This is a genomic window from Streptomyces sp. NPDC054849 (assembly GCF_053610945.1).
Window position 1 is genome coordinate 1 of the sequence record NZ_JBSGZI010000121.1, and the last position, 22,527, is coordinate 22,527.

At 71.9% G+C, this 22,527-nt stretch carries 18 protein-coding genes and 1 pseudogene; 7 read left to right on the top strand and 12 right to left on the bottom strand.

Annotation, left to right across the window (positions count from 1 at the left end):
- Positions 1-254 precede the first annotated feature (254 nt).
- The 4 genes from ACWGIF_RS33635 to ACWGIF_RS33650 form a co-directional block, all read right to left on the bottom strand.
- Positions 255-1,628, bottom strand: a complete 1,374-nt coding sequence (locus tag ACWGIF_RS33635) for a DUF1996 domain-containing protein (protein ID WP_453503188.1) — start codon at positions 1,626-1,628, stop codon at positions 255-257.
- A 9-nt stretch (positions 1,629-1,637) separates the two neighbouring features.
- Entirely contained in the window at positions 1,638-2,315 is a 678-nt protein-coding gene (locus ACWGIF_RS33640) for a DUF4142 domain-containing protein (protein WP_453503190.1), read from the bottom strand.
- A 298-nt stretch (positions 2,316-2,613) separates the two neighbouring features.
- Complete coding sequence (locus tag ACWGIF_RS33645) at positions 2,614-3,312, bottom strand: sigma-70 family RNA polymerase sigma factor (RefSeq protein ID WP_453503192.1); 699 nt, start codon at positions 3,310-3,312, stop codon at positions 2,614-2,616.
- Between the two features lie 152 nt (positions 3,313-3,464).
- Positions 3,465-4,121, bottom strand: coding sequence for a hypothetical protein (locus tag ACWGIF_RS33650; RefSeq protein ID WP_453503193.1), 657 nt, complete (start codon positions 4,119-4,121; stop codon positions 3,465-3,467).
- 425 nt (positions 4,122-4,546) lie between these two features.
- On the opposite strand from ACWGIF_RS33650, the gene ACWGIF_RS33655 reads away from it, so the two are divergent.
- Positions 4,547-5,725, top strand: a complete 1,179-nt coding sequence (locus tag ACWGIF_RS33655) for an MFS transporter (RefSeq protein WP_453503195.1) — start codon at positions 4,547-4,549, stop codon at positions 5,723-5,725.
- Complete coding sequence (locus ACWGIF_RS33660; RefSeq protein ID WP_453503197.1) at positions 5,722-6,846, top strand: sugar ABC transporter permease; 1,125 nt, start codon at positions 5,722-5,724, stop codon at positions 6,844-6,846. The genes ACWGIF_RS33655 and ACWGIF_RS33660 overlap by 4 nt, the downstream gene beginning before the upstream one ends.
- A gap of 557 nt (positions 6,847-7,403) precedes the next feature.
- Here the strand turns inward: ACWGIF_RS33660 and ACWGIF_RS33665 are convergent.
- The gene (locus ACWGIF_RS33665) at positions 7,404-8,600 is read right to left on the bottom strand and encodes an acyl-CoA dehydrogenase family protein (RefSeq protein WP_453503198.1); all 1,197 of its coding nucleotides are present in this window, start codon (positions 8,598-8,600) and stop codon (positions 7,404-7,406) included.
- Between the two features lie 143 nt (positions 8,601-8,743).
- Between ACWGIF_RS33665 and ACWGIF_RS33670 the strand changes: the two genes are divergently transcribed.
- Both ACWGIF_RS33670 and ACWGIF_RS33675 read left to right on the top strand, forming a co-directional pair.
- Positions 8,744-10,663, top strand: coding sequence for a CoA transferase (locus tag ACWGIF_RS33670; protein WP_453503199.1), 1,920 nt, complete (start codon positions 8,744-8,746; stop codon positions 10,661-10,663).
- Positions 10,660-12,366 (top strand): class I adenylate-forming enzyme family protein, encoded by a 1,707-nt coding sequence (locus tag ACWGIF_RS33675; RefSeq protein WP_453503200.1) that lies wholly within the window; start codon positions 10,660-10,662, stop codon positions 12,364-12,366. Before ACWGIF_RS33670 ends, ACWGIF_RS33675 begins: the two co-directional genes overlap by 4 nt.
- Positions 12,367-12,618: 252 nt before the next feature.
- On the opposite strand, the gene ACWGIF_RS33680 is transcribed toward ACWGIF_RS33675, so the two are convergent.
- From ACWGIF_RS33680 to ACWGIF_RS33690, 3 genes are read right to left on the bottom strand one after another with little or no spacing between them, the layout of a single operon-like run.
- Entirely contained in the window at positions 12,619-13,413 is a 795-nt protein-coding gene (locus tag ACWGIF_RS33680; RefSeq protein WP_453503202.1) for a metal ABC transporter solute-binding protein, Zn/Mn family, read from the bottom strand.
- Positions 13,371-14,237 carry a metal ABC transporter permease gene (locus tag ACWGIF_RS33685; RefSeq protein ID WP_453503203.1) on the bottom strand — a complete coding sequence of 289 codons (867 nt, stop codon included), beginning with the start codon at positions 14,235-14,237 and terminating at the stop codon, positions 13,371-13,373. The genes ACWGIF_RS33680 and ACWGIF_RS33685 overlap by 43 nt, the downstream gene beginning before the upstream one ends.
- A complete protein-coding gene (locus tag ACWGIF_RS33690) occupies positions 14,234-14,869 on the bottom strand; it encodes an ATP-binding cassette domain-containing protein (RefSeq protein ID WP_453503204.1) in 636 nt (211 codons plus the stop codon). Before ACWGIF_RS33690 ends, ACWGIF_RS33685 begins: the two co-directional genes overlap by 4 nt.
- A gap of 787 nt (positions 14,870-15,656) precedes the next feature.
- Between ACWGIF_RS33690 and ACWGIF_RS33695 the strand changes: the two genes are divergently transcribed.
- Positions 15,657-16,241 (top strand): hypothetical protein, encoded by a 585-nt coding sequence (locus ACWGIF_RS33695; RefSeq protein ID WP_453503206.1) that lies wholly within the window; start codon positions 15,657-15,659, stop codon positions 16,239-16,241.
- A gap of 243 nt (positions 16,242-16,484) precedes the next feature.
- A complete protein-coding gene (locus ACWGIF_RS33700) occupies positions 16,485-17,138 on the top strand; it encodes a hypothetical protein (RefSeq protein ID WP_453503207.1) in 654 nt (217 codons plus the stop codon).
- Between the two features lie 87 nt (positions 17,139-17,225).
- On the opposite strand, the gene ACWGIF_RS33705 is transcribed toward ACWGIF_RS33700, so the two are convergent.
- Positions 17,226-17,393: a hypothetical protein gene (locus ACWGIF_RS33705; RefSeq protein WP_453503209.1), complete on the bottom strand. Its 168-nt coding sequence runs from the start codon at positions 17,391-17,393 to the stop codon at positions 17,226-17,228.
- Between the two features lie 337 nt (positions 17,394-17,730).
- Here ACWGIF_RS33705 and ACWGIF_RS33710 point away from each other — a divergent pair, with 337 nt between their 5' ends.
- Positions 17,731-18,876, top strand: coding sequence for an SMI1/KNR4 family protein (locus ACWGIF_RS33710; protein ID WP_453503210.1), 1,146 nt, complete (start codon positions 17,731-17,733; stop codon positions 18,874-18,876).
- Between the two features lie 73 nt (positions 18,877-18,949).
- Here the strand turns inward: ACWGIF_RS33710 and ACWGIF_RS33715 are convergent.
- The 3 genes and pseudogenes from ACWGIF_RS33715 to ACWGIF_RS33725 form a co-directional block, all read right to left on the bottom strand.
- A pseudogene (locus ACWGIF_RS33715) lies at positions 18,950-19,700 on the bottom strand (transposase family protein).
- A 201-nt stretch (positions 19,701-19,901) separates the two neighbouring features.
- Positions 19,902-20,606 (bottom strand): CDP-diacylglycerol diphosphatase, encoded by a 705-nt coding sequence (locus ACWGIF_RS33720; protein ID WP_453503212.1) that lies wholly within the window; start codon positions 20,604-20,606, stop codon positions 19,902-19,904.
- A gap of 809 nt (positions 20,607-21,415) precedes the next feature.
- Entirely contained in the window at positions 21,416-22,096 is a 681-nt protein-coding gene (locus ACWGIF_RS33725) for an esterase/lipase family protein (RefSeq protein WP_453503213.1), read from the bottom strand.
- Between the last annotated feature and the right edge of the window lie 431 nt (positions 22,097-22,527).

Sequence of the window (22,527 nt, forward strand, 5' to 3'; positions counted from 1 at the left end):
GCTTGGGCCAACACCTTTCCCGGGTCGGGCGCGGTGGGTGGGGGAGTGGAGCGCCCGTCCCGGGAGCGGAGGGGGACCGTACGGGTCCCACGCGGACTGCTCGGGCCCGTGCCGTCCCGTGCGGGACGGGTGTGGATTCGTGCGGGACCGGTGGTGATTCGTACGGGACGGGTGCGGTCCCGTACGGGAACCGATGGCGGCCGTACGGGACGGGTCCGGACCCGTACGCACCGCACGGGTCCGTGCCGCTGACGTCAGCGGCAGTTGCGTCCGTCGTTGATGCAGCCCACTGCCTTGTTCATCAGGCCGTTCGACATCACGTTGATGAAGTCGCCGTGGTCGGTCACCGGCTTGTGCAACTGCTCGGGGAAGCTGTCCACGGCGAATCGGGCGCCGGGCGCCACCCCGTAGGTGATGCGCTGCACCAGCTGCGGGATCGCGGTGAAGCCCTTCTGGCAGCGGCCGTTGCGGTCGGGGAAGGCCACATGGGTCCGGTGGTTGGCGCTGTCGGTGTTCTTTCCGTCCCAGCAGCTCTGGAAGGTGAAGGTGCGCACCACGTCGCTGCCCTTCGGACAGATCGGGTACTTGTCCTTCAGCTGGCGGTTCTCGAATCCGGTGCAGCTCCACGAGGCGTTGGCGTTGCCCGTGCCGTTGGTGAAGGCCTTGGCGTCGCCGGTGATGATGCGCATGAAGCGGGGCATGGCCGTGACCTTGCCGACGGGGCTGCCCTTGAAGGTGATCGTCACCTGCTTCGGCTGCAGGATGGTTCCGACGTTGCCGTCCTGGCCGCCGCCCGGAGCCTTGGCGTCCCGCTCCGCCTTGCCGTCGCGCAACCGCAGGACGGGCCAGTAGTGGCTGGACTGGTCGCCGTTGCCGCAGGTGGTGCCGGCCTTGGCGAGGCTGTCGTTGGTGGAGAAGGCGTCGGTGGACACGTTGCCGACGTAGTCGTGCATGTGGTGGGCGCCGTTGGAGACGCCGGGCGCGACGATGACGTTGTCGGGGTTGAAGTGGCCGTTCTCGTTGCGGCCGCACTGCGAGCTGAAGGATCCGGTGGACGCGCCCCCGGCGGCCGCGGGTTTGCGCACGTTCGGCCTGATCTTGGTGATGTTGACGAAGTCGCTCTTCGCGGGACCGCCCTTCTGCCCGGCGGCCTGAGCGGCGCTGAGCTGGCCATCGGCCCCGCCGCCACCCGCGGCGTCCTCCGCGGCGGGTGCCTTCTTCATCGTGCACGCGCTCAACGCCGCGATCTGTTGCGGGCGTTCGGCCGCGGCGGCTATCGCGTCGGCCATACCGGCGATCGTCTTGTCCCGCTGTGCCTTGAGGTCACCGAGGAGGGCGTCCCCCTTGGCCTCCCCGGCGGCGAGCTTGCGGTAGGCGTCGGCCACCTGGTCGTCCAGCTGGGCAAGGCTCTTGTCGACCTCGGGCTTGGCCTGGTCGGGGACGGCGGTGAGCTTCTCTCCCACGTCGGGACAGTCGATGGTCGTCGTCTGCGCCGCGCGCTCGCCCTCCTGGCCCGCGGACGCGTTGCCGGCCACGACGGCGACACCGCCACCGCCCAGCACGAGCGCGCAGACCACGCCCAGGAGCTTGTTCGACAACCGCGGGCGTTTGTGGCCCTTTGGACTCATGCGATCACTTCACTTCGTCGGTTGGACATTGTCGGCGAGCGCGTCGAAGTCGACCAGCCCGGTGTCTTCGAGGACCGTGATGTGGTCCAGGACCGTGGCGTTGGCGGACGTGGCGAGGGCTCGCACCATGGAGTTGCGGGTCTGTGCCCGGATCCCGGCCAGCAGGGCGAACACCTTTCCGTGCGCTCGGCGCAGCAGCTGGGTGAACAGTCGTTCGTACTCGTCTCCTTTCGCGCGGGTCAGCTGGCCCAGCCAGTCCTGCTGCTGCGCGGAGGGCTGGTTGGGCAGATCGATGCCGAGGGCCTGGCCGACCTGGATGACCTGTCGGTCCAGTTCGGCGTGGCCGTCGACGAGGTGCTCCCCGGCCGTGCGCACCGCGGGACGCGTCCCGCGCTGCTGGGCCTGCCGGCCTGCGGGCAGCTCCCACAGCCCGGCGAGCCGGACCTTCCGTACGAAGTCCCGGTCCGCCGCGGTCAGCGGGCCGTACGCCGTGCTCAGCGTTCCGGCGCCGTCGTCCACGTCCGCCGGGACCGCGACGGCGGCCGAGGCCCGCCCGTCGAAACTGTCCACGGGTATCAGCAGCGCGATCAGGGTGAGGGCCAGGGCGGTGATGACGACGCCGCTCGCGATCGCGTATCGGGTCGCCACCGAGAAGCTGCTGATGGATCTCCGCCGCAATGACAGCACTGTGCCTCCTTGCTCCAGGGGGCCGGGAGGATGGCGGGGCAGAAGGGTCCGCACGTGCTGTGCGGTGCACACCCGCTTTCCCGGGGTGTCACGGGACGCTAGTGCCCGGCGTGACGGCGCTGCGGGAGGACATCACCATCGGATAAACATCCCGGCGGATCCTCGAAAGGCTGATACATTGCCGCGCTCGGCCCTTCCCGCCGCCCGACGGCGCGCGCGGGCCGGTTCCTGCCGTCGCGCGGGAGGGACCGGCGAGGCCCAGGGGGCCTGCGGTCCCTCCCGCGTGCACACCGGAGGATCAGGCCGGCGACGCCGTCAGTACGACGTCCCGCGCGGCCCTGTCGGTCCGGTCCTGCCGCGGGGCCGGGTGCTCCGGCTCCGGCGCAGCCGTCTGCGTGTCCGTCAGGAGTGCGATGAGGCACGTACGGGCGCGGGCCACGCGGGAGCGGACGGTACCGATCGGGCAGCCGATCGCCGTCGCCGCCTCGGCGTAGGAGAGACCGAGCAACTGGGTCAGGACCAGGGCCTCCCGGCGTTCGGGCGGGATCGTGGCCAGCAGTTCCGCCAGGGCGATGCCGTCCTCGAAGCCCGGCACGTCGTACGGCTGCGTCTGTTCGGCGGCCGTCTGCCAGTCGTGGCGGTCCGAGAGTCTGGGCCGGGCGGCCGCGTGGCGCAGGCTGTCCACGACCGTCCGGCGGGCTATCGACAGCAGCCAGGTCCGTGCGGAGGACCGGCCTTCGAACCGGTGGAGGCCGGCGAGCGCCCGGAGGAACACGTCCTGCGTGAGGTCGTCGGCCGCCTGGGGGTCGGCGCTGAGGTAGGCCACGTAGCGCCAGACGTCGCGGTGGAGAGCCCGGACGAACCGGTCGGTCTTCACCGGGTCGCCGTCACGGGCGGCGAGCGCCAGTCGGGTCACCGCCGCGTCGGAGTCCCGGGTGTGCCGGGCCGGCCGTTCGGCTGCGGCACGGGTCGTCTGGGTGGTCAGGGCAGGAGTCATCGCCACAAGGTCCTTACGGATAAGGGGTGTCCGACACCGCCGCGAGGGGCGGGGCCGGTGAGGGGTACGGCCTGCCGGAGGGCATGACCGATGCCCGAGGCGCGACGTGCGGGCGCAGCGGCAGTCGCGGACGCGGCTCGGGAAACCAGCTGTCAGAGGACAGCGGTTCCCGCAGGCGGACCCCGTGAGGTGATGGCATGGGCGAGGAGGAGCCGCCGCGGCGTGCGGTGCCGGCGGCCGCGGCGTACCCGGAGGCGCGGCCGGTTCGCGGGCACCGCCGGGTGGAGCAGCAGGTGCAGCGGAGTCCAGAGCCGCGCGGCGAGGGCGCGTACGACGCGGAAGACGGCGCGCTCGCCGTAGGCAAGCCACAGGCCGCACAGCACGGCTGCCAGCAGGTGGGCGGCCAGCATCCCGGTGGGCGACATGGCGGCTGCCTCGTGACCACCCGCCGACAGCGGACCCGCGGCCGTGGCGGACGCGGCCTCCGCCATCTCGTGTACGCCGTGGTGGGCGTGGGCGGCGACGTCCGCCGCCTCGGCGCCGGGCGGCGGTTGCGGCATCCGCCCGGTTCCCGACGGCGGCGCGGACCGGACCAGGGACTGGGCCAGGGTGAACCCCGCGTGCAGCACGCCCTGAACGGTGACGGCCGCCGCCGTGACGGCGAGCAGCCCGCGCTCCCGGCCGGCGAGGGACCAGGCCGCCGCCGACGTACCGGCCAGCGCGGCGATCGCCGCCCACCAGGGCACCGCCGCCCCCGACATGAGCATGTGGCCGGTGGCCGCGAGCAGCACGCAGAGGGCTGCGAACATCGCAGCCCTCAAGGCGCGGAGACAGCGGACCACCGGTTTCATGGAGGGCTCATCCTTGCACCGGCCTCCCGAGCCGCACATCAGGGTGCGCACTTCCGGACAAGTTCCTGCGGCCCGCCGTGTCACGTCCGGGCTGCCCGCCTCGTGTGGTGCAGGGCACAACGGAGCGGGGGAACCGTCCACCGCTCCATCCGACTGCCTACCCGGTCGGTCGAAGAGTTCAACATCCTGGGAAGGGAGACTTCGTGACGGCGGAGGGGTCGGCGAAGGGACCGGCGGAAGGGTCGGCGGAAGGGACTGCGGAGCGGACTGCGGAGCGGACTGCGGAGCGGACTGCGATCGCATCGCCGACCGCGGGTGCGGCGGCCGCGGGTCCGGTGGCGCCGACTGCTGCGGCGGCGGACGACGACAGGGCGGGCCGGCGATTGACCGCGCTCCTCACCTGCGCCATGGCGTTCTCGATGCTGCAGCTGTTCCTGCTCGGGGCACTGGGCCCGCGGCTGGTCGGCGAACTGGGCGTATCTCCGGCGGTGTTGGGGCTGACGACCACGATCGGCTTCGGGACCGCCGCCGTCCTGTCCCCGGCCGGGGGCCGGATCGTGGACCGGATCGGCCCGCGGCGTTCGCTGGTCGTCCTGTTGCTGCTTTCCGCCGCAGCGCTCGCCCTGATCGGCGCCGCACCCGGTGCCGGCCTGCTGCTGGGCGCCGTCGCACTGGGCGGCGTACCGCAGGCGCTCGCCAACCCGGCCACCAACAAGGCCGTTCTGCGCTCCGTCCCGCCCGCCCGGCGGGGCGCGGTCACCGGGCTCAAGCAGTCCGGTGTGCAACTGGGCGCCTTCGCGGCCGGACTGCCGCTCGCGCTGCTCGCGGGCCTGATCGGCTGGCGGGGCGCCGTGTGGACGGGCGCCGGTGCGGCCCTGCTCTGCGGACTGTGGGCCCTGCGCGTGCTCCCCGCCGACCCGCCGCAGCCCCCTGCGGGGCCCCGTACGACGCTCGTGCCGCGGGGGATGACGGCGTGGCTGGCGGTCTTCTCGCTCGCCCTCGGCGCAGCGATCGCCTCGGTCAACACCTACCTCGCCCTCTTCGGCGCGCAGCGCCTGGGCATGGGCCCCACCACGGCGGGCGCGCTGGTCGCCGTACTGGGCGTGGCGGGGATCGCGGCCCGGGTGGGGTGGTCGAAGGCGGCCCGCCCCGGGCGCGCCGAGTGGCTCCCGGGCTGGCTCGCATGCGGCGCTCTGGGGGCGGCGGTTCTGCTGGCGGCCGCCCTGGTCGCGAGTCCGCTGGTGTGGGCCGGTGCGGTCGCGGTCGGCGTGTTCGCCGTCTCCGGCAACGCCGTCTCGATGGTGCTGGTCATGCAGCGGGCGGCCCCCGGCCGGGCCGGACAGGACTCGGCGCTCGTCGCGGCCGGGTTCTTCGCCGGATTCGCGGTGGGTCCGCCGCTGTTCGGCCTGCTCGCGCAGAGCGGACGGTACGGACCGGGCTGGCTGCTGGTGGCGGCGGAGTTCGCGGTGGCGGGAGCCGTCGCGTTCCTCTGGGCCGTACGCGACCGGCGGGACCGGCTGCTCCGGCCGGAGTGGCCGGAGCAGCCGGAGGGAAAGGCGTGAGCGCGACGGCGCCGGCCGGCACGCCCGGACCCCGGCTCGGTAAGGCGCTGGCGGCGGTCATGGAGCGGGTGGCGGTGACCGGGGCGGCGGTGGGCCCCCGCTTCCCGCTCTACGCCGAACCGGGCGACGGGCGGTGGACGACGACCGGCCGCGGATCCTGGACCGGCGGCTTCTGGGCGGGGCTGCTCTGGCTGCGGGCGCGGTACACCGGAGCCGAGGCCGACCGGCGGGCCGCCGCCGCGTGCACGGCCCGTCTCGAACCATGGGTGCGGGCCGACACCGCCACCCGCGGACTGATCTTCTGGTACGGGACCGCTCCGGCGGGGGACGACACCGAAGCCGCCGCGATCCGTGCGCGGGCGGCCCGGGCCTGCCTGTCGGCATACGACCGCGAACTCGGGCTCGTGCCCTGGGGCGACGCGCTGGGCGGGCCCCGCCTGCTCGCCCGTGTGGACGCGGTCCCCGGGACCGTACCCCTGCTGGCGGACGCCGGACCACCAGGGGCGGCCGCGGCCGCGGACCACCTCCACCGGCACCTCGACCTCTGCCTCGGCGAGGGCGGGGGCCCGCGTACAGGGCGGAACCCGCGCTTCCGTCCGGCCTTCCGCTTCGACGCGGGTGCCGGCTGGCAGCCCTGCGAGGACCCGCCGCCGGGCTGGAGCCGCGGCCGGGCCTGGCTGCTTCTGGCCGTCGCCGACGCCCTGTTGCGTCCCGAAGTCGCGGCCGGCGACTCCGCCCGCCTCGCACAGGCGGCCGCCCTCCTGATCGCACCGGAAGGAGCCCCGTCCGGACGGCTCGTCCCGCCCGCCGACACCGACCGGCCCGGCGGGCCCCTCGACACCTCGGCCGCCGCGATCACGGCGGTCGCCCTGCTGAAACTCGCCCGGGTCCCCGGCCCCCGGGCGGCGGAGTACGGGGCCCGGGCCGAGGCGGTCCTCGGCCGCCTCGCAGGGACCCACCTCACCGTCCGGGCCCCCGACCGCCCGCCCGGGATGCTCCTGGACGGCTGCTACGACGCGGCGAAGGGGCTGGCGGTCCGGCACGAACTCATCTGGGGAGACTTCTTCCTGACGCTCGGTCTGGCCGCCCTGCACGGGGTCGTGGACATCACCCGCGTCTAGGGCGTGTCTTTCGGATCGTGTCGGCCGAGCCCGCGGTGTCCGGTGCCGTGCATCGCAAGGCGGAGGAGCTCCGCTGGTACCGGACGTACTCGGGAGGCCCGACAACGCCGCGACGTGCGGTGCCCGGGCAGCGCGGGCCCGGCAAGATCCGAAAAAGACACGCCCTGGGCCGTGTCCGATGGATCGGGGCCGGGACGCCGTACCGAGCCAGTCCGCTCCCTCAGATCCGCCTCGCCCACGACCGCCACGGGCGCTCGGCTCGCGTTCACCGCCATCGGCGGAGGCGAAACGACTGCTCGGCAGTTCGAGCCGCTCCGGCCCGCTTCTGCATCGAGGTGCGGGCCGGCCGTTCCTGGGACACGCAGGGGGCGCGGGCCGCGGCCCTACCCGGGCGAGGATGACAAGACGGTGCGCCTGTCGGGCGTAGCGAAACGACCGGGGCACCGCGGGCGCGCCCGAGCACCACACTGGGGTGCGCATTCGGGCCTGGTCGGGCAGGCCCGCGCGGCTCGGTGGAACTCCCTCGCCGGGCGCCGCACGGCCCCGGCGCCGCGGGCTCAGCGGCCAGGGCCGTCCGGGCAGGGCGGGGGAGCGGGCGTCCCGCCGTACTCGCGCAGGACGCGGCGGGCCACCGAGGTGATGTGCAGCTCGTCCGGGCCGTCGAGGATGCGGGCGGCGCGCCCGGTGCGGAAGAGCGCGGGCAGCGGGGTGTCCGGACCGAGCCCGGCGGCGCCGTGGACCTGAATGGCGGAGTCGGTGACCTGCTGGAGCATGCGGGCGGCGGCGACCTTGGCGAGCCCCACCTCCGTCCGCGCGTCCTGCCCGGAGTCGATGAGGGCCACCGCCTCGTGGACGAGCGGGCGGGTGGTGCGCAGCGCGAGCAGGGCGTCGAAGACGTGGCTCTGGATCAGCTGCTGGTCGGCGAGCGGCCCCCGCGATCCGTTGCGGGTGGCGGCCCGCTCACACATCAGGTCGAAGGCGCGCTGAGCCTGGCCGAGCCAGCGCAGGCAGCGCAGGGTACGGCCGAGCTGCAGCCGTTCACCGGCGATGGCCGTCGCATCGCCCGGTTCACCGAGGAGGTGGTCGGCCGGGACGTGGACCCGGTCGAATGCGATCTCGTACTGTCCCGACGCACCGAGCACGGGGAGTTCACGTACGACGCGGAAGCCGGGGGAGGCGGTCGGCACGAGCAGCAGGGACAGCCCCCCGCGGTCGCCGGCGGCCCCGGCGGTGCGGGCCATGACCGTCACCAGGTCGGCGCCCGCCGCGCCGGAGGTGAACCACTTGCGGCCCGTGACGATCCAGCTGCCGTCCGGGAGGCGCTCGGCCCGCGTGGCGGTCCGGAACGGATCGGTGCCGGGTACGTCCGGCTCGGTCATGGCGTAGCAGGTCCGCATGTCCCCGGCGACCAGCGGCTTCAGGTACGCCTCGCGGACCCCGGGTGCTGCGTGCCGCGCCAGCATCGTGACGTCGAGCAGCGGGGCGGACCCCAGCGCGGCCGGACCGTGGTCGCTGGCGCCCTCGGCCTCGGCCAGCTCGGCGTAGGCCCGGAAGGGCAGCCCGCCGCCGCCCAGTTCCACGGGAAGGGGCAGCGCCCAGAGACCCGCGTCCCGGGCCTCGCCCCGCAGCGCGGTCAGCACCTCGGCCGCGGCGGGCCCGCCCCCGTCCAGCACCGCCTCCCGGGGGATCACCCGGGTGCCGACGAACCGGGTGACCCGCTCCCTCAGCTCGATGACCCTGCCTGGATCCTCCACTGCGTTCCTCCTCATCCCCGGGAACTCGCGGGAACGGCCGACCGACTGTCTGTCCGTGGAACTGGTCGGGTGCGAACGCTCCCGGGTTCCCGCATTCCGTGAGACCCGGGCGCCGGCCACCGCCGCGCCAGGAGAGGAGAGGCATGGCGTCACCAGCAATCACGCAGACGGTCCGGCCGCTCGACACACTGCGCTTTGACACCTCCGGGCCCCCGCAGATCACGAGCGTCGTCGCCGACCACCTGCGGCTGCTCGGCGCACGGACGGACCACCCCGGCCAGGGGGACGCGTCCGACGGCGGCATCACATGCACCCCACACACCGGTGCCGTCACACACACCAGTGCCACCCCATGCACGAACGGCATCACGGTCACGGGCGGCGGCTTCAAACCGGCACGCGCGATCGCCACCTGGGCGGATCCCGCGAGCGGGCTCGCCGACGAGGCCACGGTGCAGGCTGCCACCGGCATCATGGCCGTGCACGGCCGGCGGGACGGCGACCCGCGCGGCCTGGCGGTCGACTACGCGGCGACGGCCACCGCCGTCCTGACCGTCCAGGGGCTGCTCGCGGACCTGGTGGGCCAGGCCCGCGGTCGCGCCGCCTCCCCGGTCACCACCAGCGCGGACCGCGCGGGCCTCCTCACGGTCTCCCAGTACCTCGCCGCCGCCGGGGCCGATGAAGGGGAGGCCGCCGAACTCGCCTCCGGAGGTCCGCCGTTCACCTCCGCCGACGGTGTCCTCTTCGAGCTGGAGACGCTCGATCCCGGGGCCTGGGCCGCCTTCTGGCGGGCGCTCGAGGCACCCGCCGACGCCTTGAGGGCCGGCTGGCGGCCCTTCCAGTTCCGCTACGCCACCGCCTGCGCCCCCTTCCCGGCAGCCCTGCACACCACGGCGCGGGCCCACCTCTGGGAGCGGATCCGCCGGGCCGCGGCCGTTTCCGGCGCCGAAGTGTGCGCCCTGCGCCCGCTCGTGGAGCGGGCGGCGGAGCATGACGGGGCCGCCCCCTGGTCCCTGACCCCGTGGGCGGCCGGGCCGATGCCCGGCAGGCCGGGCGCGCTGCCCGGCGGACCACCGTTCGCCAGACCATCGTCCCGTGCACCACTCCCGCTCCCCGGCGGACCACTGCCGCACGGGCCGCTCCCCGACGGGCCGCTGGCCGGGCTGACCGTGCTGGAGGCCGGCCGCCGCATCCAGGCCCCGCTCGCCGCGCATCTGCTCGGGCGCCTCGGCGCCGACGTGATCCGGATCGAGCCGCCGGGCGGTGACCCCCTGCGCGGCATGCCTCCGGCCTGTTCCGGGATCTCCGCCCGCTGGCTCGCCCTCAACCGGGGAAAGCGGGCCGTCGAGATCGACATCAAGGTGGAAGCGGACCGCCGACGGCTGCGGGACCTGGCGGCGCAGGCCGACGTCTTCCTGCACAACTGGGCGCCCGGCAAGGCCGCCGCGCTCGGCCTCGACGCCGACGACCTCGCCCGGGTCAATCCCGCGCTCGTCTACGCGTACACCAGCGGCTGGGCCGACCGGCTCCAAGACGCCCCCATGGGAACCGACTTCATGGTCCAGGCCCGTACCGGCGTCGGCGAGGCCGTGCGTCCCGAGGGCGAGACGCCGGCGCCCTCGCTGATGACCCTGCTCGACGTCCTGGGCGGACTGCTCGGCGCCGAGGCCGTCCTCGCCGGGCTCCTGCTGCGCGAACGCACCGGCCACGGCGTACGGGTGGACTCCTCCCTGCTCGGCGCGGCCGACACGCTGACCGCCCCCGCCCTGCGCCGCGCGGCCCGCGGGGACAACCCCCGGCGGCCGGCCGGATTCCGGCGCCCGCTGCCGACGGCGGACGGCTGGATCGCGCCCGCCGACGCCGACGCCCGCGCGGCGGCCGCGCACGACCTGCGCGGCCTGTCCACGAGCGAGGCCCTGGCCCGGCTGCACGGGAACGGACTGACCGCGACCGCAGTCACCACCGAGCTGTCCGATCTGCACCACGATCCGCGTTTCCCCGGCTCGATCAGCCGCGATGCGCACGGCGCCCCCGCAGTCCCCGACCCCTGGAGCTTCGCATGACCGCCGACAGCCTCGTCCTGCACGACCTGCTGCCCGCCGCACTCCGCCGCGCCTGGGTGGTCGACGGCACCTGCCCCGACCTCGACCTCTACAGCCTCTTCCGGGCACACCAGATCGCCGATCTGCACCGGACGGCCGTCCTCGACGCCAAGGGCAAGCTCTGCTATACCGCGCTGGACCGCAAGGTCCGATGTCTGGCCACCGGCCTCCGGGAGCTCGGGATCCGCCCGGGCGACGTGGTAGGCGTGCAGCTCCCCAACGACCGCAACGCCGTCATCGCAGATCTGGCGCTGGCGGCCCTCGGCGCCATCTCACTCCCGTTCCCGGTGGGCCGGGGCGTCCACGAGGCCGAGAGCCTGCTGCGCAGGGCCGAGGCCGTCGCCGTCATCGCGGCGACCGAACACCGCGAGTTCCGGCACGCCGCCGAGCTGTGCACCCTCGCGGAGTCACTTCCCAGGCTGCGGCATGTCATCACCGCGGGCCCCGGCGCTGCGCCGGAAGGAACGATTCTGTTCAAGGAGCTCCTTCGCTCCGACCCCAGTGGATTCGTCCCCGCCCGTCCCGACCCCGACAGCGCCGCACGCATCCTCGTCTCCTCCGGCTCCGAGGCCGAGCCCAAGATGATCGCGTACTCGCACAACGCGCTGGCCGGCGGGCGCGGGAACTTCCTGGCCTCCCTCATCCCGGACCGGACCCCGCCGCGCTGCCTCTTCCTCGTCCCGCTGGCCTCCGCCTTCGGGTCCAACGGCACGGCCGTCACCCTCGCACGGCACGGCGGCACCCTCGTCCTGCTCGACCACTTCACTCCGGAGGCCGCGATAGCGGCGGTACGCGAACACCGGCCGACCCACGTCCTCGGCGTGCCCACCATGGTCCGCATGATCCTCGAACGCCTCGACGCGACGGGCGGGGATCAGCTGCCCGCACCCACGGCGCTGGTCCTCGGCGGGGCTCCGCTCGACGAGACCACCGCTGCCGCCGCGGCGCAGGCCTTCGGCTGTCCCGTCGTGAACCTCTACGGCTCCGCCGACGGCGTCAACTGCCACACCGGGCTCGGCAACAAGGTCCCGCCCACCGACGGCTCCGGCGTCGTCGCCGGTCACCCCGACCCCCGGGTCGCCGAGATCCGGATCGCCGACCCCGACACGCACGCACCGCTGCCCGACGGCGCCGTCGGCGAGATCATCTCGCGCGGCCCGATGACCCCGCTGTGCTACGTCGGCGCGCCCGAGCTGGACGCCCGGTACCGCACGCCCGACGGCTGGGTCCGCACCGGCGACCTCGGCTACCTCGACTCCGACAGCGTCCTGCACGTCGTCGGCCGCCTCAAGGACATCGTCATCCGCGGCGGCGCCAACATCAGCCCGGCCGAGGTCGAGCGCGAACTCACCGCGCACCCCCAGGTGCGCGACGTCGCCTGCGTCGGCGTCCCCGACCCGCTGATGGGGGAGCGGCTGGCGGCCTGCGTGGTGGCACGGGGCGGGCAGCCGCCCACCCTCGCGTCCCTCGGCGAACACCTGACGCGGCGCGGCCTTGAGCGGCGCAAGCATCCCGAGCGGCTCCTCGTGGTCGAGGAACTGCCGCTGACGGCCGCCGGCAAACCGGACCGGGCGGCTCTGCGGGCACGCCTGGCCGAGAACAGGCCGCGGCCCCGGCCCCGGCCCACGACGGCCGCCGCGCCCCCGCTGGCCCAGGCGGGATGAGGAAGGGGGCCCGGCGGCCTCACGCCGCCGGGCCCCCTGGCCTCGGTAGTCCCTTGGGACCCCTGCCGCCCCTCGGGCCCGTGGGCCGTCTCTTCCGGATCTTGCCTGAGCCGCGACGTCTGGCACGGCACCTCGCCGCGTTGTCGCGTCGCGCGAGTACGACACGTACGAGCTGCGACGCTGCGCCTTGCGATGCACCGCACCAGACGCCGCGGGCTCAACCGGCGAGATCCGGAAGAGACGGCCTGGTCCCTAAGCGCCCATGGCCTTCTTCAGTTCGGCCGCGGCGTTGCGGTAGACCGCCAGCAGATCGAGGTCCTCGCCCGGGTAGTTGACGATCTTCACCTGCTTGGCGCCGGAGTCGGGCAGGACGGTGCCGGTGGACATGTGCGCGTTGTCCAGCACCAGCGCCGGCTTCTTCCCGGAGAGTTCGGCGAGCTGCGCCGGGGTCACGGCCTCGGGGCCGTACGTGCCGACCGTGGTGGCACCCGCGAGTTTCGCCGACCAGGCGGTGAAGACCTGGCTCACGACCGACGGGCTCCGGCCGCCGGGCCAGCCGGCCTGGAGGTCCTTGTTCAGCTTCGCGTACTCGGTGTCGAAGCCGGTCTTCCACTGCGCGGCGGCGGCCTCGGTGCCGAAGAGCCCACTTAGCCGCGCGACTTCGGCCGCCACCTTGTCGGGGTCGTTGTCGAGGTCCACCTCGACCAGCTTCGCCTTGGAGCCCGCGGCCTCCTTGATCTTCGCGGCGTACGGCTCGAAGGGCGCGTACAGCACGAAGTCGGCCTTGGCCACGGCGGCGAGGTCCGACGGCTTGGGGTCGTAGTCGGGGGCGTGGTGGACGGACTGCGGCACGATGACCTTGACGTCCTCGGCGCCTGCGGCCTTGGCGAAGGCGCCCTCCCACGTGGTGGTGACGACCACGACCGGCTTCCCGCCGTTCTGGTGCCTGCCGTCGTCGGGCGGGACGTCGTTCCCGCAGGCGGCGGTCAGGAAGAGTGCCGCGCTCAGTGCGAGGAGGGAAGAGATACGGACGCGGGTGCGCGCCATGAGCTGATTCTCCGTTCGGGTATGAAGTGCACCGCGAGGACCAGCGCCCCCGCGGTCAGGACGAGGACCGGGCCGGGTGGCCAGTCCAGCCACAGGGCCAGGAGGAACCCCGTCAGGTTCACCGCGACGCCGATGCCGACCGCCCAGAGGGTGATCGACTTCAGTGAGCTGCCCAGGCGGCGGGCGGCGAGTGCGGGCAGCAGGGTCAGGGCGTCGACGAGCAGTGCGCCGGTGAGTTTGATCGCCCCGGCGACCGCGATGGCGACCAGGACCAGCAGCGCGGCCGTCAGGGCCCGCACGGGGACCCCCGAGCACTGGGCGAGCTCGCGGTCGTACAGCAGCAGGCCGATCTCGTGGCGCCGCCACCAGAACAGGCCGGGTACGACGACCGCGAGTGCGCCCAGGACGACGAGATCGGCGGCGCCGACGGACAGGATCGACCCCCACAACAGGGCGAAGGCGCCGGAGGCGTTGACCCCCGACACGGCCAGCAGGAGCAGCGCGGCCGCGATGGCCAGGCTCATCAGAAGGCCCATCGCCCCCGACAGGCCGTCCGGGGTACGGGCGAGCGGGGCCACGCCCGCACCGGCCAGCGCACACGCCACCAGCGCGCACAGCATGGGGTCGAGCCCGGTGAGCAGCCCGACGGCGATGCCCAGCAGGGCGACGTGCATCATCGCGAACCGGACCGGCATGATGTCGAGTCCGACGATGACCACACCGATGACCGGCAGGCCGATCGCGGCCAGCAGCAGGGCCACGGCGGCCCGTTGTACGGGCAGCAGCGACAGGAGCTCCGCGAGGTCGGCGGTGGCCAGGGTCACCGGACCTCCCGCAGCCGGCCCGCGGCCATCTCCAGGACGCGGTCGCAGCGGTCCGCGAGGCCGCGGTCGTGCGTCACCACGATGAGCGTCACCGGCAGGGAGGTGAGGACGTCCGCGGCCTCCGACTGCCCGTCGAAGTCGAGCGCGGCCGTCGGCTCGTCGGCCAGGAGCAGCTCGGCTCCCGCGGCGACGCATCCGATGGCCCGGGCCAGGTACATCCGCTGCAGCTGGCCACCGGAGAGGGTGTGCAGCGGCCGTCCGATGAGCGACCCCACCCCCAGCCGACCCGCGGCGTCGGCCGCCTCCGCAGGAGCATTGCTGCCGGCCAGCAGTTCCGCGCCGAGCAGGGGGAACCGGCCGGCGGCCGGCTTCTGCGGGATCCAGGCACAGGCCCGGCGCCGCCAGGCCCACTCCGCGGGCGAACGGCCCTCCCGGCCGCCGACCAGGATCGAGCCCGTCGTCTGGCGGTGCAGACCGAGTACGGCGCGCAGCAGAGTGGACTTGCCCGAACCGTTGGTCCCGGTCAGCGCCACGCGTTCACCGGCGGCGATCTCCAGATCCACGTCGGCGACGGCCTCCACCCGGCCGTGCCGGCAGACGACCTTCCGCATGCGCACATCCAGCCCGCCCATCACACGCCCTTCGATCGTCCTCTGCTGTGCGGGAAGCGGAACTCTGCCTCCCACGGGGCAGTAGTCGGATGCGGAGAGTGCCGGGTTCCCGCGATCCGGGCTTTCCGTGGCGGCGGCACGAGGGCGGATGCGGGCGCAGCGGCCACGGCGGGCCGTGCGGGTGGTTCCGGCGTGCGGAGGGGAAGGGTCGGCGCGGACCGGATCGACGCGTCACCGCCGAGGCCGTCAAGGACCTCGGCATCGCCACCGACTCCGCGGTCAAGGCGCTCGGCAAGCAGGATGTAGGTGCGGAGGGCGCCCGCGGCCGGCGCAGGGGCGCCCGCTCGGTGACGGCGGAGCCCCGGCTCCACGGGAGGCCGAGGGCCAGAAGCGTGAGGCCGCCGAGGGTCTGCGCCGTCCAGCCGGTGAGTACGTCGCGCATCGTCGTGCCCTTCTTCTACGAGCCGATGGCGCGCGGAGCATGACAATCCGTGCGAGATTGCGTACTCAGCTCGGGCGCCGAACGCACAGCGTTGGTGTAGGCGATGTCGAGCCGACCGACTTCTCGCTGAAGATCTTGTCCCTCGGGATGCCGTGAATCCGGACCCATGACGGCCTCTCAACAGACCTCCCCGGCCGACCGCGGACCGGGCCGGCCGTGGCGGCCCGGCACCCCGCCGCCAGCGCCGATCGACCCGGACCTGCCGAGCGCGGACATCCGCATCGGCTACGCCCGCTGCTCGACCCTCGGCCAGGAACTCGACTCCCAGCTCGACGCGCTCAGCAAGCACCGTTTCTGCGATGGGCGATGCGGTCCAAGCACTTGCTCAAGGTCGCCGTGCCGCATCGCTCCACGAGCAACCCCGCCCCGCTCGCCCAGCACCAGCGGCTCGCCCTGCTGCGGCAGACCGTCAACCGCGACGACATCCTGCTCCAGGACCGCGTGGCCGCCGCGCTCGTCCTGCTCCACGCGCAGCCACTCACCCGGATCGCTCGGCTCACCATCGACGATGTCCTTCAAGAGGCCGACGAGGTTCTGGTCCGACTCGGTGACCCGCCGTCGCCCGTTCCTGAGCCCTTCGCCGGGATGCTGCTGGCCCACCTTGACCAGCGGCCGAACACCTTGACCGCGACCGACTCCGACGCTCGGTGGCTCTTTCCCGGCCGCCGGGCCGGACAGCCCATGACCTCGCACACCCTCGAACTCCGCCTCCGCCACCTGGGCTTCCCCACCCAGCGAGGACGCACGGCGGCGATCCGCCACCTCGTGCTTCAGGCGCCCGCACCCGTGGTTGCCCACATGCTCGGCTATCACGATGACACCACCGCCCAGCTCGCCGCCGAGGCTGGCGGAACCTGGCGGCACTATGCACCAGGCGACCACTCGCGGTGACTACGAGCTCACGCCGACTGGTGAATACGCGACTCCCGATCACGCGAGGTCGCCAGTTCGATACCCCTGGACGGCGCCACCCTCTACCCGCTGATGGCCGCCGCCGAGCAGTGGCCCTACCCATCGTTCGAGCCCTGGCAGCCCGCCGCGCCCGCCGACTGAAGGCAACGGGCCGTCAGAAGTCGTGCCCCGTCGGCCGAATGGGGTCGAGGCGCTCTTGCGGACCGGTCCTACGCTGGAGGCATGGCCACCGATCCCTTGCTGAGACAAGGCCCCGACTCGACGGACCTGGTCCTGCGCGCCGGCCCGGCCGGGCCGGCGTGGAACGTGCTGACCTCGGCGGGGTCGGCGCTGTTCATTCCGCTCGTCCTGGGCGTGCCGACCCTGCTCGTCGCCTTCTGGATGGCGCTGGCTGGGGCGCGGGCGTCGACCGTGTTCGTGGTGGTGGGGGTGATCGCCGGGCTGGAGTACCTGCTCGGCTGGCCGGCGCTGGCCTTTTCCCAGGCCCGGCACATCCTGCGGGTGGAGTTCGCGCCGACAGGGGTGCCCGCGTCCCTGCGGTTGGTCCGGGCCGCCGGGCCGGACGACTGGCTGCCCGTCGACACCCTGCGCGAGGTGCGGCTGACGCATGAGGTGGTGGAGCCGTACCAGGGGGACCGCAAGCCGGCCGTCTCCACGCTCGCGCTGGAACTCGTCCTGCGGGGCGGCCGGGAGCGGCTCGCCCCGCTCCCGTTCGGCGGCGACCCGCAGCGGCTCGCCGACGCGCTGGAGGCCCTACTCGGCCCGGCGGCGGTCGTGGTGGAGCTGCGCACCGAGCGCAGCACGCGCGACGAGCCGAGGTCCAACTCGACCTGGTTCTCGGGCGGTTCGGCCTCTGCCAACTCGAGTGGCGGCTGACCCCGGGCTGCCCGTGGCGCTCCCCGGCCGGGGAGCGCCAGACGCGAATCCCGATCACACGAGGGCGCCAGTTTCCTTCCGAGTGGGTCACTTCAGACCAGGGGGCTGAGAAATGATCTTGTTGGCTTCTTCAGTGAACACTGCGAGCACGGCCGTGACATTGGCAGTCCATTCTTCCCAGTCGCTCGCCGCCTGCGGAGAGCTGCCCGGGAACTTGTAGGAAAGCTTGGCGATGTCTCCAGCCAACTGCTCCATAGATTGGGGACCCACCATGCCAACGTACTCCCACGACGACTCACCCAGATCCCAGTGCTTGCCGGCCTGCTGACCGGTCTCTAGCCACCCTGCCCAGCGGGTATGCCCGGAGGCGAGACAGCAACCACTCACAGAGCTTCTTCGAGTTGGCCACCGATCGGGTGATTGCGACTGAGCGCTTCAGTGTCGAGTGGGCGGCTGCAGCGTCCGGTGCCAGCAGCTTGGTGAGCCGGGCCAAGGGGCCGCTCGAAGCTTGCCGGCCTGAAGGCCAACCCGGCGGCAAGGCCGGTGAGCGACGATCAAGCTGTTGTCAGCCGCTGGTTCTAAGGTCGGCCCTATGACATCAGACCTGGTCCAGGACTCATGGACTCGCATCGACGCGTGGCTGCGCGAGCACGCGCCCCGCACGTTTGCCACGCTTCGGCCGCCTGCAGGCGGCGAGGAGATCGCAGCAGCGCAACAGGAACTGGGGGTCACCTTTCCTCCGGACATGGTCGCTTCACTCCTCCGGCACAACGGGGCGCTGGAGGGACCTGAGGCTTTCCGCTTCAGCACGGGCGACCGGTTGCTCGGAGTGAGCGGAATCCTCGGGGACACCGGGTTCATGCGCGGCATCGACCAGGGCCTCGACGGGGAGACCGAGGGCTACTGGCTTCACGATTACGTGAAGTTCGGTTCTTACGACGTGACGTCGGACGGTCTTCTGATGGATTGCCGTACCGGGCGGGACTCCTTCGGTGTGATCGGACGGTTCTTCGACGAGACCGGCACCAGTTTCGGGCAGGCCGACTCGCTGGGTGAGTATCTGGCCGAACTGGCCGGCACGCTTGAGCGCGGCCAGGACGCCGGTGTCGTCACCTTCAACGGCCGGCTGTTCTGGGAGGCGCGTCCGCCTGCCAGGCCGCAGTACAGTGCCGACGAGCCCCTTCCCGCACCGGATGAGCAGCTGCCAGAGCTGGACCTGTCCTACAGTCCCACCGACCTCCTCCACGTGAGCCACCTGGACGGGCATGAGGAACTCGGTGCGCTGATCGCAGTCCTGCCGTATGAGCAGGTGGTCGACGCCGCCCGGAAGCAGCTGCGCAGACTGGCGGTCGAAACGGGTCTGAACAACTACCCGGAGGTCAAGACAGCCCTGGACGCGTGGGAGTGCGATGTGGCCCTGCCGCAGCCTGACCAGACCGGCCCGCTCGCCTTGCGACTCCGCGCGGTGCTCGCACAGGCCGACACCGGCCGAGACCACACGCGCAGGTGGGCCGCGGAGAAGATAGCCCTCGGGATCTGGGGGTCCCCGTACAGGTCCGTGTGCGAGAGCGCGGAGACCCGGAGTCACTTCACTCTCGATTGGCGTGCGGATCTACATGCGGACCTGGGCAATCAGCCCCTGCCACCGACACCTGACGACCGGTTCTGGGGGGCGCTGCGCAACCCCGCCATCGACTCCAGTTGGTACGCGGCCCAGTACAGCCAAGATCAGGACTGACCCCAGGGGTTTCGGTTCCGCGTGAGCGCTTCATGTGGCGGTTATAGCCAGACGAAGCGCTCACTAAGGATCTTCAGCGCTGCCGCTCCAGCGTGAGGATGGCCTTGACGATTGACGTCATGCGGTTGGGGCTGCACCGGGACCTGCGGAAGATCCGCCAGGACTTCAGGCTCGCGACACCGCGTTCAACGGGCGCTCGTGCTGCGGCCAGCGCCCGGTTGAGGGTCTTCTCGGTGGGAGTGAGTTCCTGGAGTGGCTTGCGTTTGATGCCGGTCGTCAGCCACGGTCCTGCACTTTGGTAGGCGAGATCGGCCAGGATGGGAACGCCCTGGCGCTCGCAGATCCGGATGATCCGGTGGGTGCGGGCGGCGGTCAGGTCGTGTGTGCGGCCCGGCAGGGCGGGCGAGAGCCACAGCAGCCGGCCGCCCCGGTCGGTGACGACCTGCACGTTCACTCCGTGGCGCCGGTGTTTGTGGGAGTAGTCGGCCCGGCCGTCGCCGACCCGGTCGCACTCGGCGAGGGTTCCGTCGAGCAGGATGAAGTCGGGATCGTGCTCGCGCAGCGTCTTGAGTAGACCCGGTGCTCGTTCGGCGAGCAGGTCGACGACCGCGCGGGTGTAGGCGTGGGCGGTGGACTCGCTGATCCCGAACCCGGCGGCGATCTTCGCCAGAGTGGTGTGCTCTCGCAGGTACACCAGTGCCACCATCGCCCGCTTGGGACGGACGGAGCTTGCAGCGCCGGTCGCCCTCACGAGTGACGACCAGCATGGCGACCCACTCCACGAGCGCATGCGGCAGGTCAAGTGCGGCAGGATGGATGACCAACGGGGCCCCCCGAGCAACGTGATTGAGACGTCAGACATCTCGATCAACAGCTCGGGGGCCTCGTTCGTTGCGCTTCACGACCATCACCCGATCGGTGGTCAACTCGAAGAAGCTCACAGTGACACAGGCCCTCACGTGCTTGGGAATACGCGACTCACGATTACGCGAGGTTGCCAGTTCGATACCCCTACGGGCGGGCGCTCAGGCGCAGTGGAGGAGGTGGTTGCAGGTGTTGGTGCCGCTGGGGAGGGCGCTCTCACTGTTCAGGATGTAGAGGCCGGACTTTGCCGGAAGCACGATCATCGTCTGATACTGCATCCTGCTGTCGTCCCCGACCACGTAATGCCTGAGGGTATAGAAGAGGTTGTCGCTGAGGTTTCCGGACTTCATCACCCGGTAGTTTCGGGTCTCTGATGCGACGTGGCCCGTCACCGGAAGCACCGTATTCTTCCACTTCGCCGGGTCTGTAGTGATCTTCTGCTGCTTCTCATGTTCTTCGAGGTCGCGCAACGCGTGGGGGGCGCATTGGGACATGTGGATGTGCAATTGTTCTTCTCTGCGGGCCTGTTTGGAGTTGATGCCCAGTCCGGCCGCGGCTGGGTGACTGAAGTAGTGGGGGATCCTGCCTTGCGCGGCGGACCAGTAGTTGGCAGCGCCGCCGGCCCAGATCTTGGGGCACTCGATCCCTCTGAGGCGCTCCGTCGGTACCAGTTGAAAGTCAGTGGTGCTTCCCGGACTGCCCGCCATCACGCCCCAACGGCTTTCTACTTCCAGGCAGGGTCCGGCGTGAGGTTTCTGGACGCACGCCTGGATTTCGTCCCAGAGGTGTCCGCCGTCCGTCTGGCTGCCGCAGTCGTCGCCGAAAGGATCGGCGCTGGGAGCGTTCTCCTGATTATCCGTGGACATGGCATGCCTCCGCCGCTGTGGAGTCGTCTGAGAGCCTGTGTGCAGGATCGGCTGAGTTCAGGAATCCCCCCGATATTGAACAGATAACCAGTCAGGTGAGCCAATCACCCGCAGGGTGCAGCTGTGACGCCGCCGGGCAGGGTGCCGTTCGAGATGAGATCCGGAGAGCACTTGCCTCACATGCTTGACACTTCATTGGCACCCTGGATAACTGCCGATCTGACGGGTCACCCAGGCCGGGGGGCCGCAGTGAGGCGCACCAATGCGGTGGCACCGTGGGGTGCGCTCGATCCCGCTGGAGCTTCCGACCGGGCAGCGCCGGAACCCGTACGTAGGCAAGCCGTCCTGGTGGCCCTCCCCCGTGCCACCAGGACGGCTACGCGTACCTGGGGTGCCGGTGAGAACCGTGTCACCAGCCGCAAGTTGGCAGGGTGCCGCGCCTTACAGGCGCCGGAGTTAACGGAGGGTCAGGTGTTGCCCTGGCTTGACAGTGTGATGGGGTGGGTCCGCGCGCGATTGCAGCGCGTATGGACACAGATGGGCCACACAAAGGCGTTGGACGTGCCGGTGGGTGGTGAGGCAGGTGGCCGCACCCCGAACGGCAGGCAGGCAGGCAGGCAGGGACGGCCGGATGGCCCTCCCGATCGGGGAAGGCCCTCCGGCCCCGTCGATGACCAAGGGGCCGGAGTTCGCCCGACGACTGGACGGTGCCACGGGGCGGTGCCGTGGGGCGGTGGGGATCCACCCGCTGAGGAGTGCCCCGTCACGACCGGCGCTGCCGGACCCACTGCCTGGTGACGAGGGGCCCCTCAGCCGTTGACGAAGTCGCGCACCTGCCCGTAGACGGTCGGATCCGAACCGATGGCGATGTGACTGAGGCAGGCGGTCTGGGTGTTCTTCGCGCCGCTCAGGGAGACACTGCTGTCGGGGTTGATGATCGCGTCGCAGGGCGACCACCAGGTGCCGTAGCGCGGGGTGCCCGGGGTCTCGTCGCCGGCGTTGAGCGATGTAAGGAAGGCGGACCCGATGCGCATTTCAAGGCAGGAGGTGTAGGCGCATCCGTTGGCCCAGTCGGTGCCGTGGTTGGGGCCGGCCAGCGAGACCCAGGCGTCGATCTTTCCGCTGCCGACCAGGTTCTTGGCGTAGTAGCGGCTGGACAGGCCTCCCATGGAGTGGCTGACGATGTCGACCTTGGAGGCGCCGGTGGCCGCGAGCAGGCGGTCGACCTCGGCGGCCAGTTGCTGGGCGGTGGTGGCGTTGGACTGGTGCCAGTCGTAGCTCCACTGGTCCAGGTATGACGACGGCCAGCCGTCGGCTCGGAAGTCGTCCGCCATGGTGTTCCAGTAGGAGCCTGACGAGCTGTATCCGTGGACGAACAGGATGGGGTTGCTGGAGGGTCCGAAAGTGGATGTACCGGCGGCGTGGCCCGGAGCCGCGGACGTGAGCGCAAACAGGGCGCTCGCGAGGGCGGCGAGCACGTATTTCTTCAAGGCGTACCTCTAGGTGATCGGCTCGGTGGGGGGAGGCGCGACAGGAGGTTACTTCTGAGTAGGCCGGTGGGGTCAATGGCCTACCAGGATTCGATACCGGCCCTTGACCTGCAGTTTCGCTCCACGTCGTAGCGTTTGTGAGGGTCGTGGTCCTCAACCGCCCCATGTCCCCGAGCGTGCGTCAGACGGCCTGCGGGCTGTGCCGAGGGCGCCGTTCACGGACCGTTCGCACAGCCGGATTCCTGCGAAGCGGGGGTGGGGCCTGCTGGGAGTCCAGAGGGCAAAACGGGCTCTGGAGCCGTCGGCGTCGACGGCAGTGACGGCAGCGCTGACGGCTAAGAGGTCCTAACAGAAGCTGTTGATCATGTGACTTTCGGTTCGGATGGTCGTTGGTCTGACCGTGGGGAAACGTCAGTCGCGGCCATGGATCG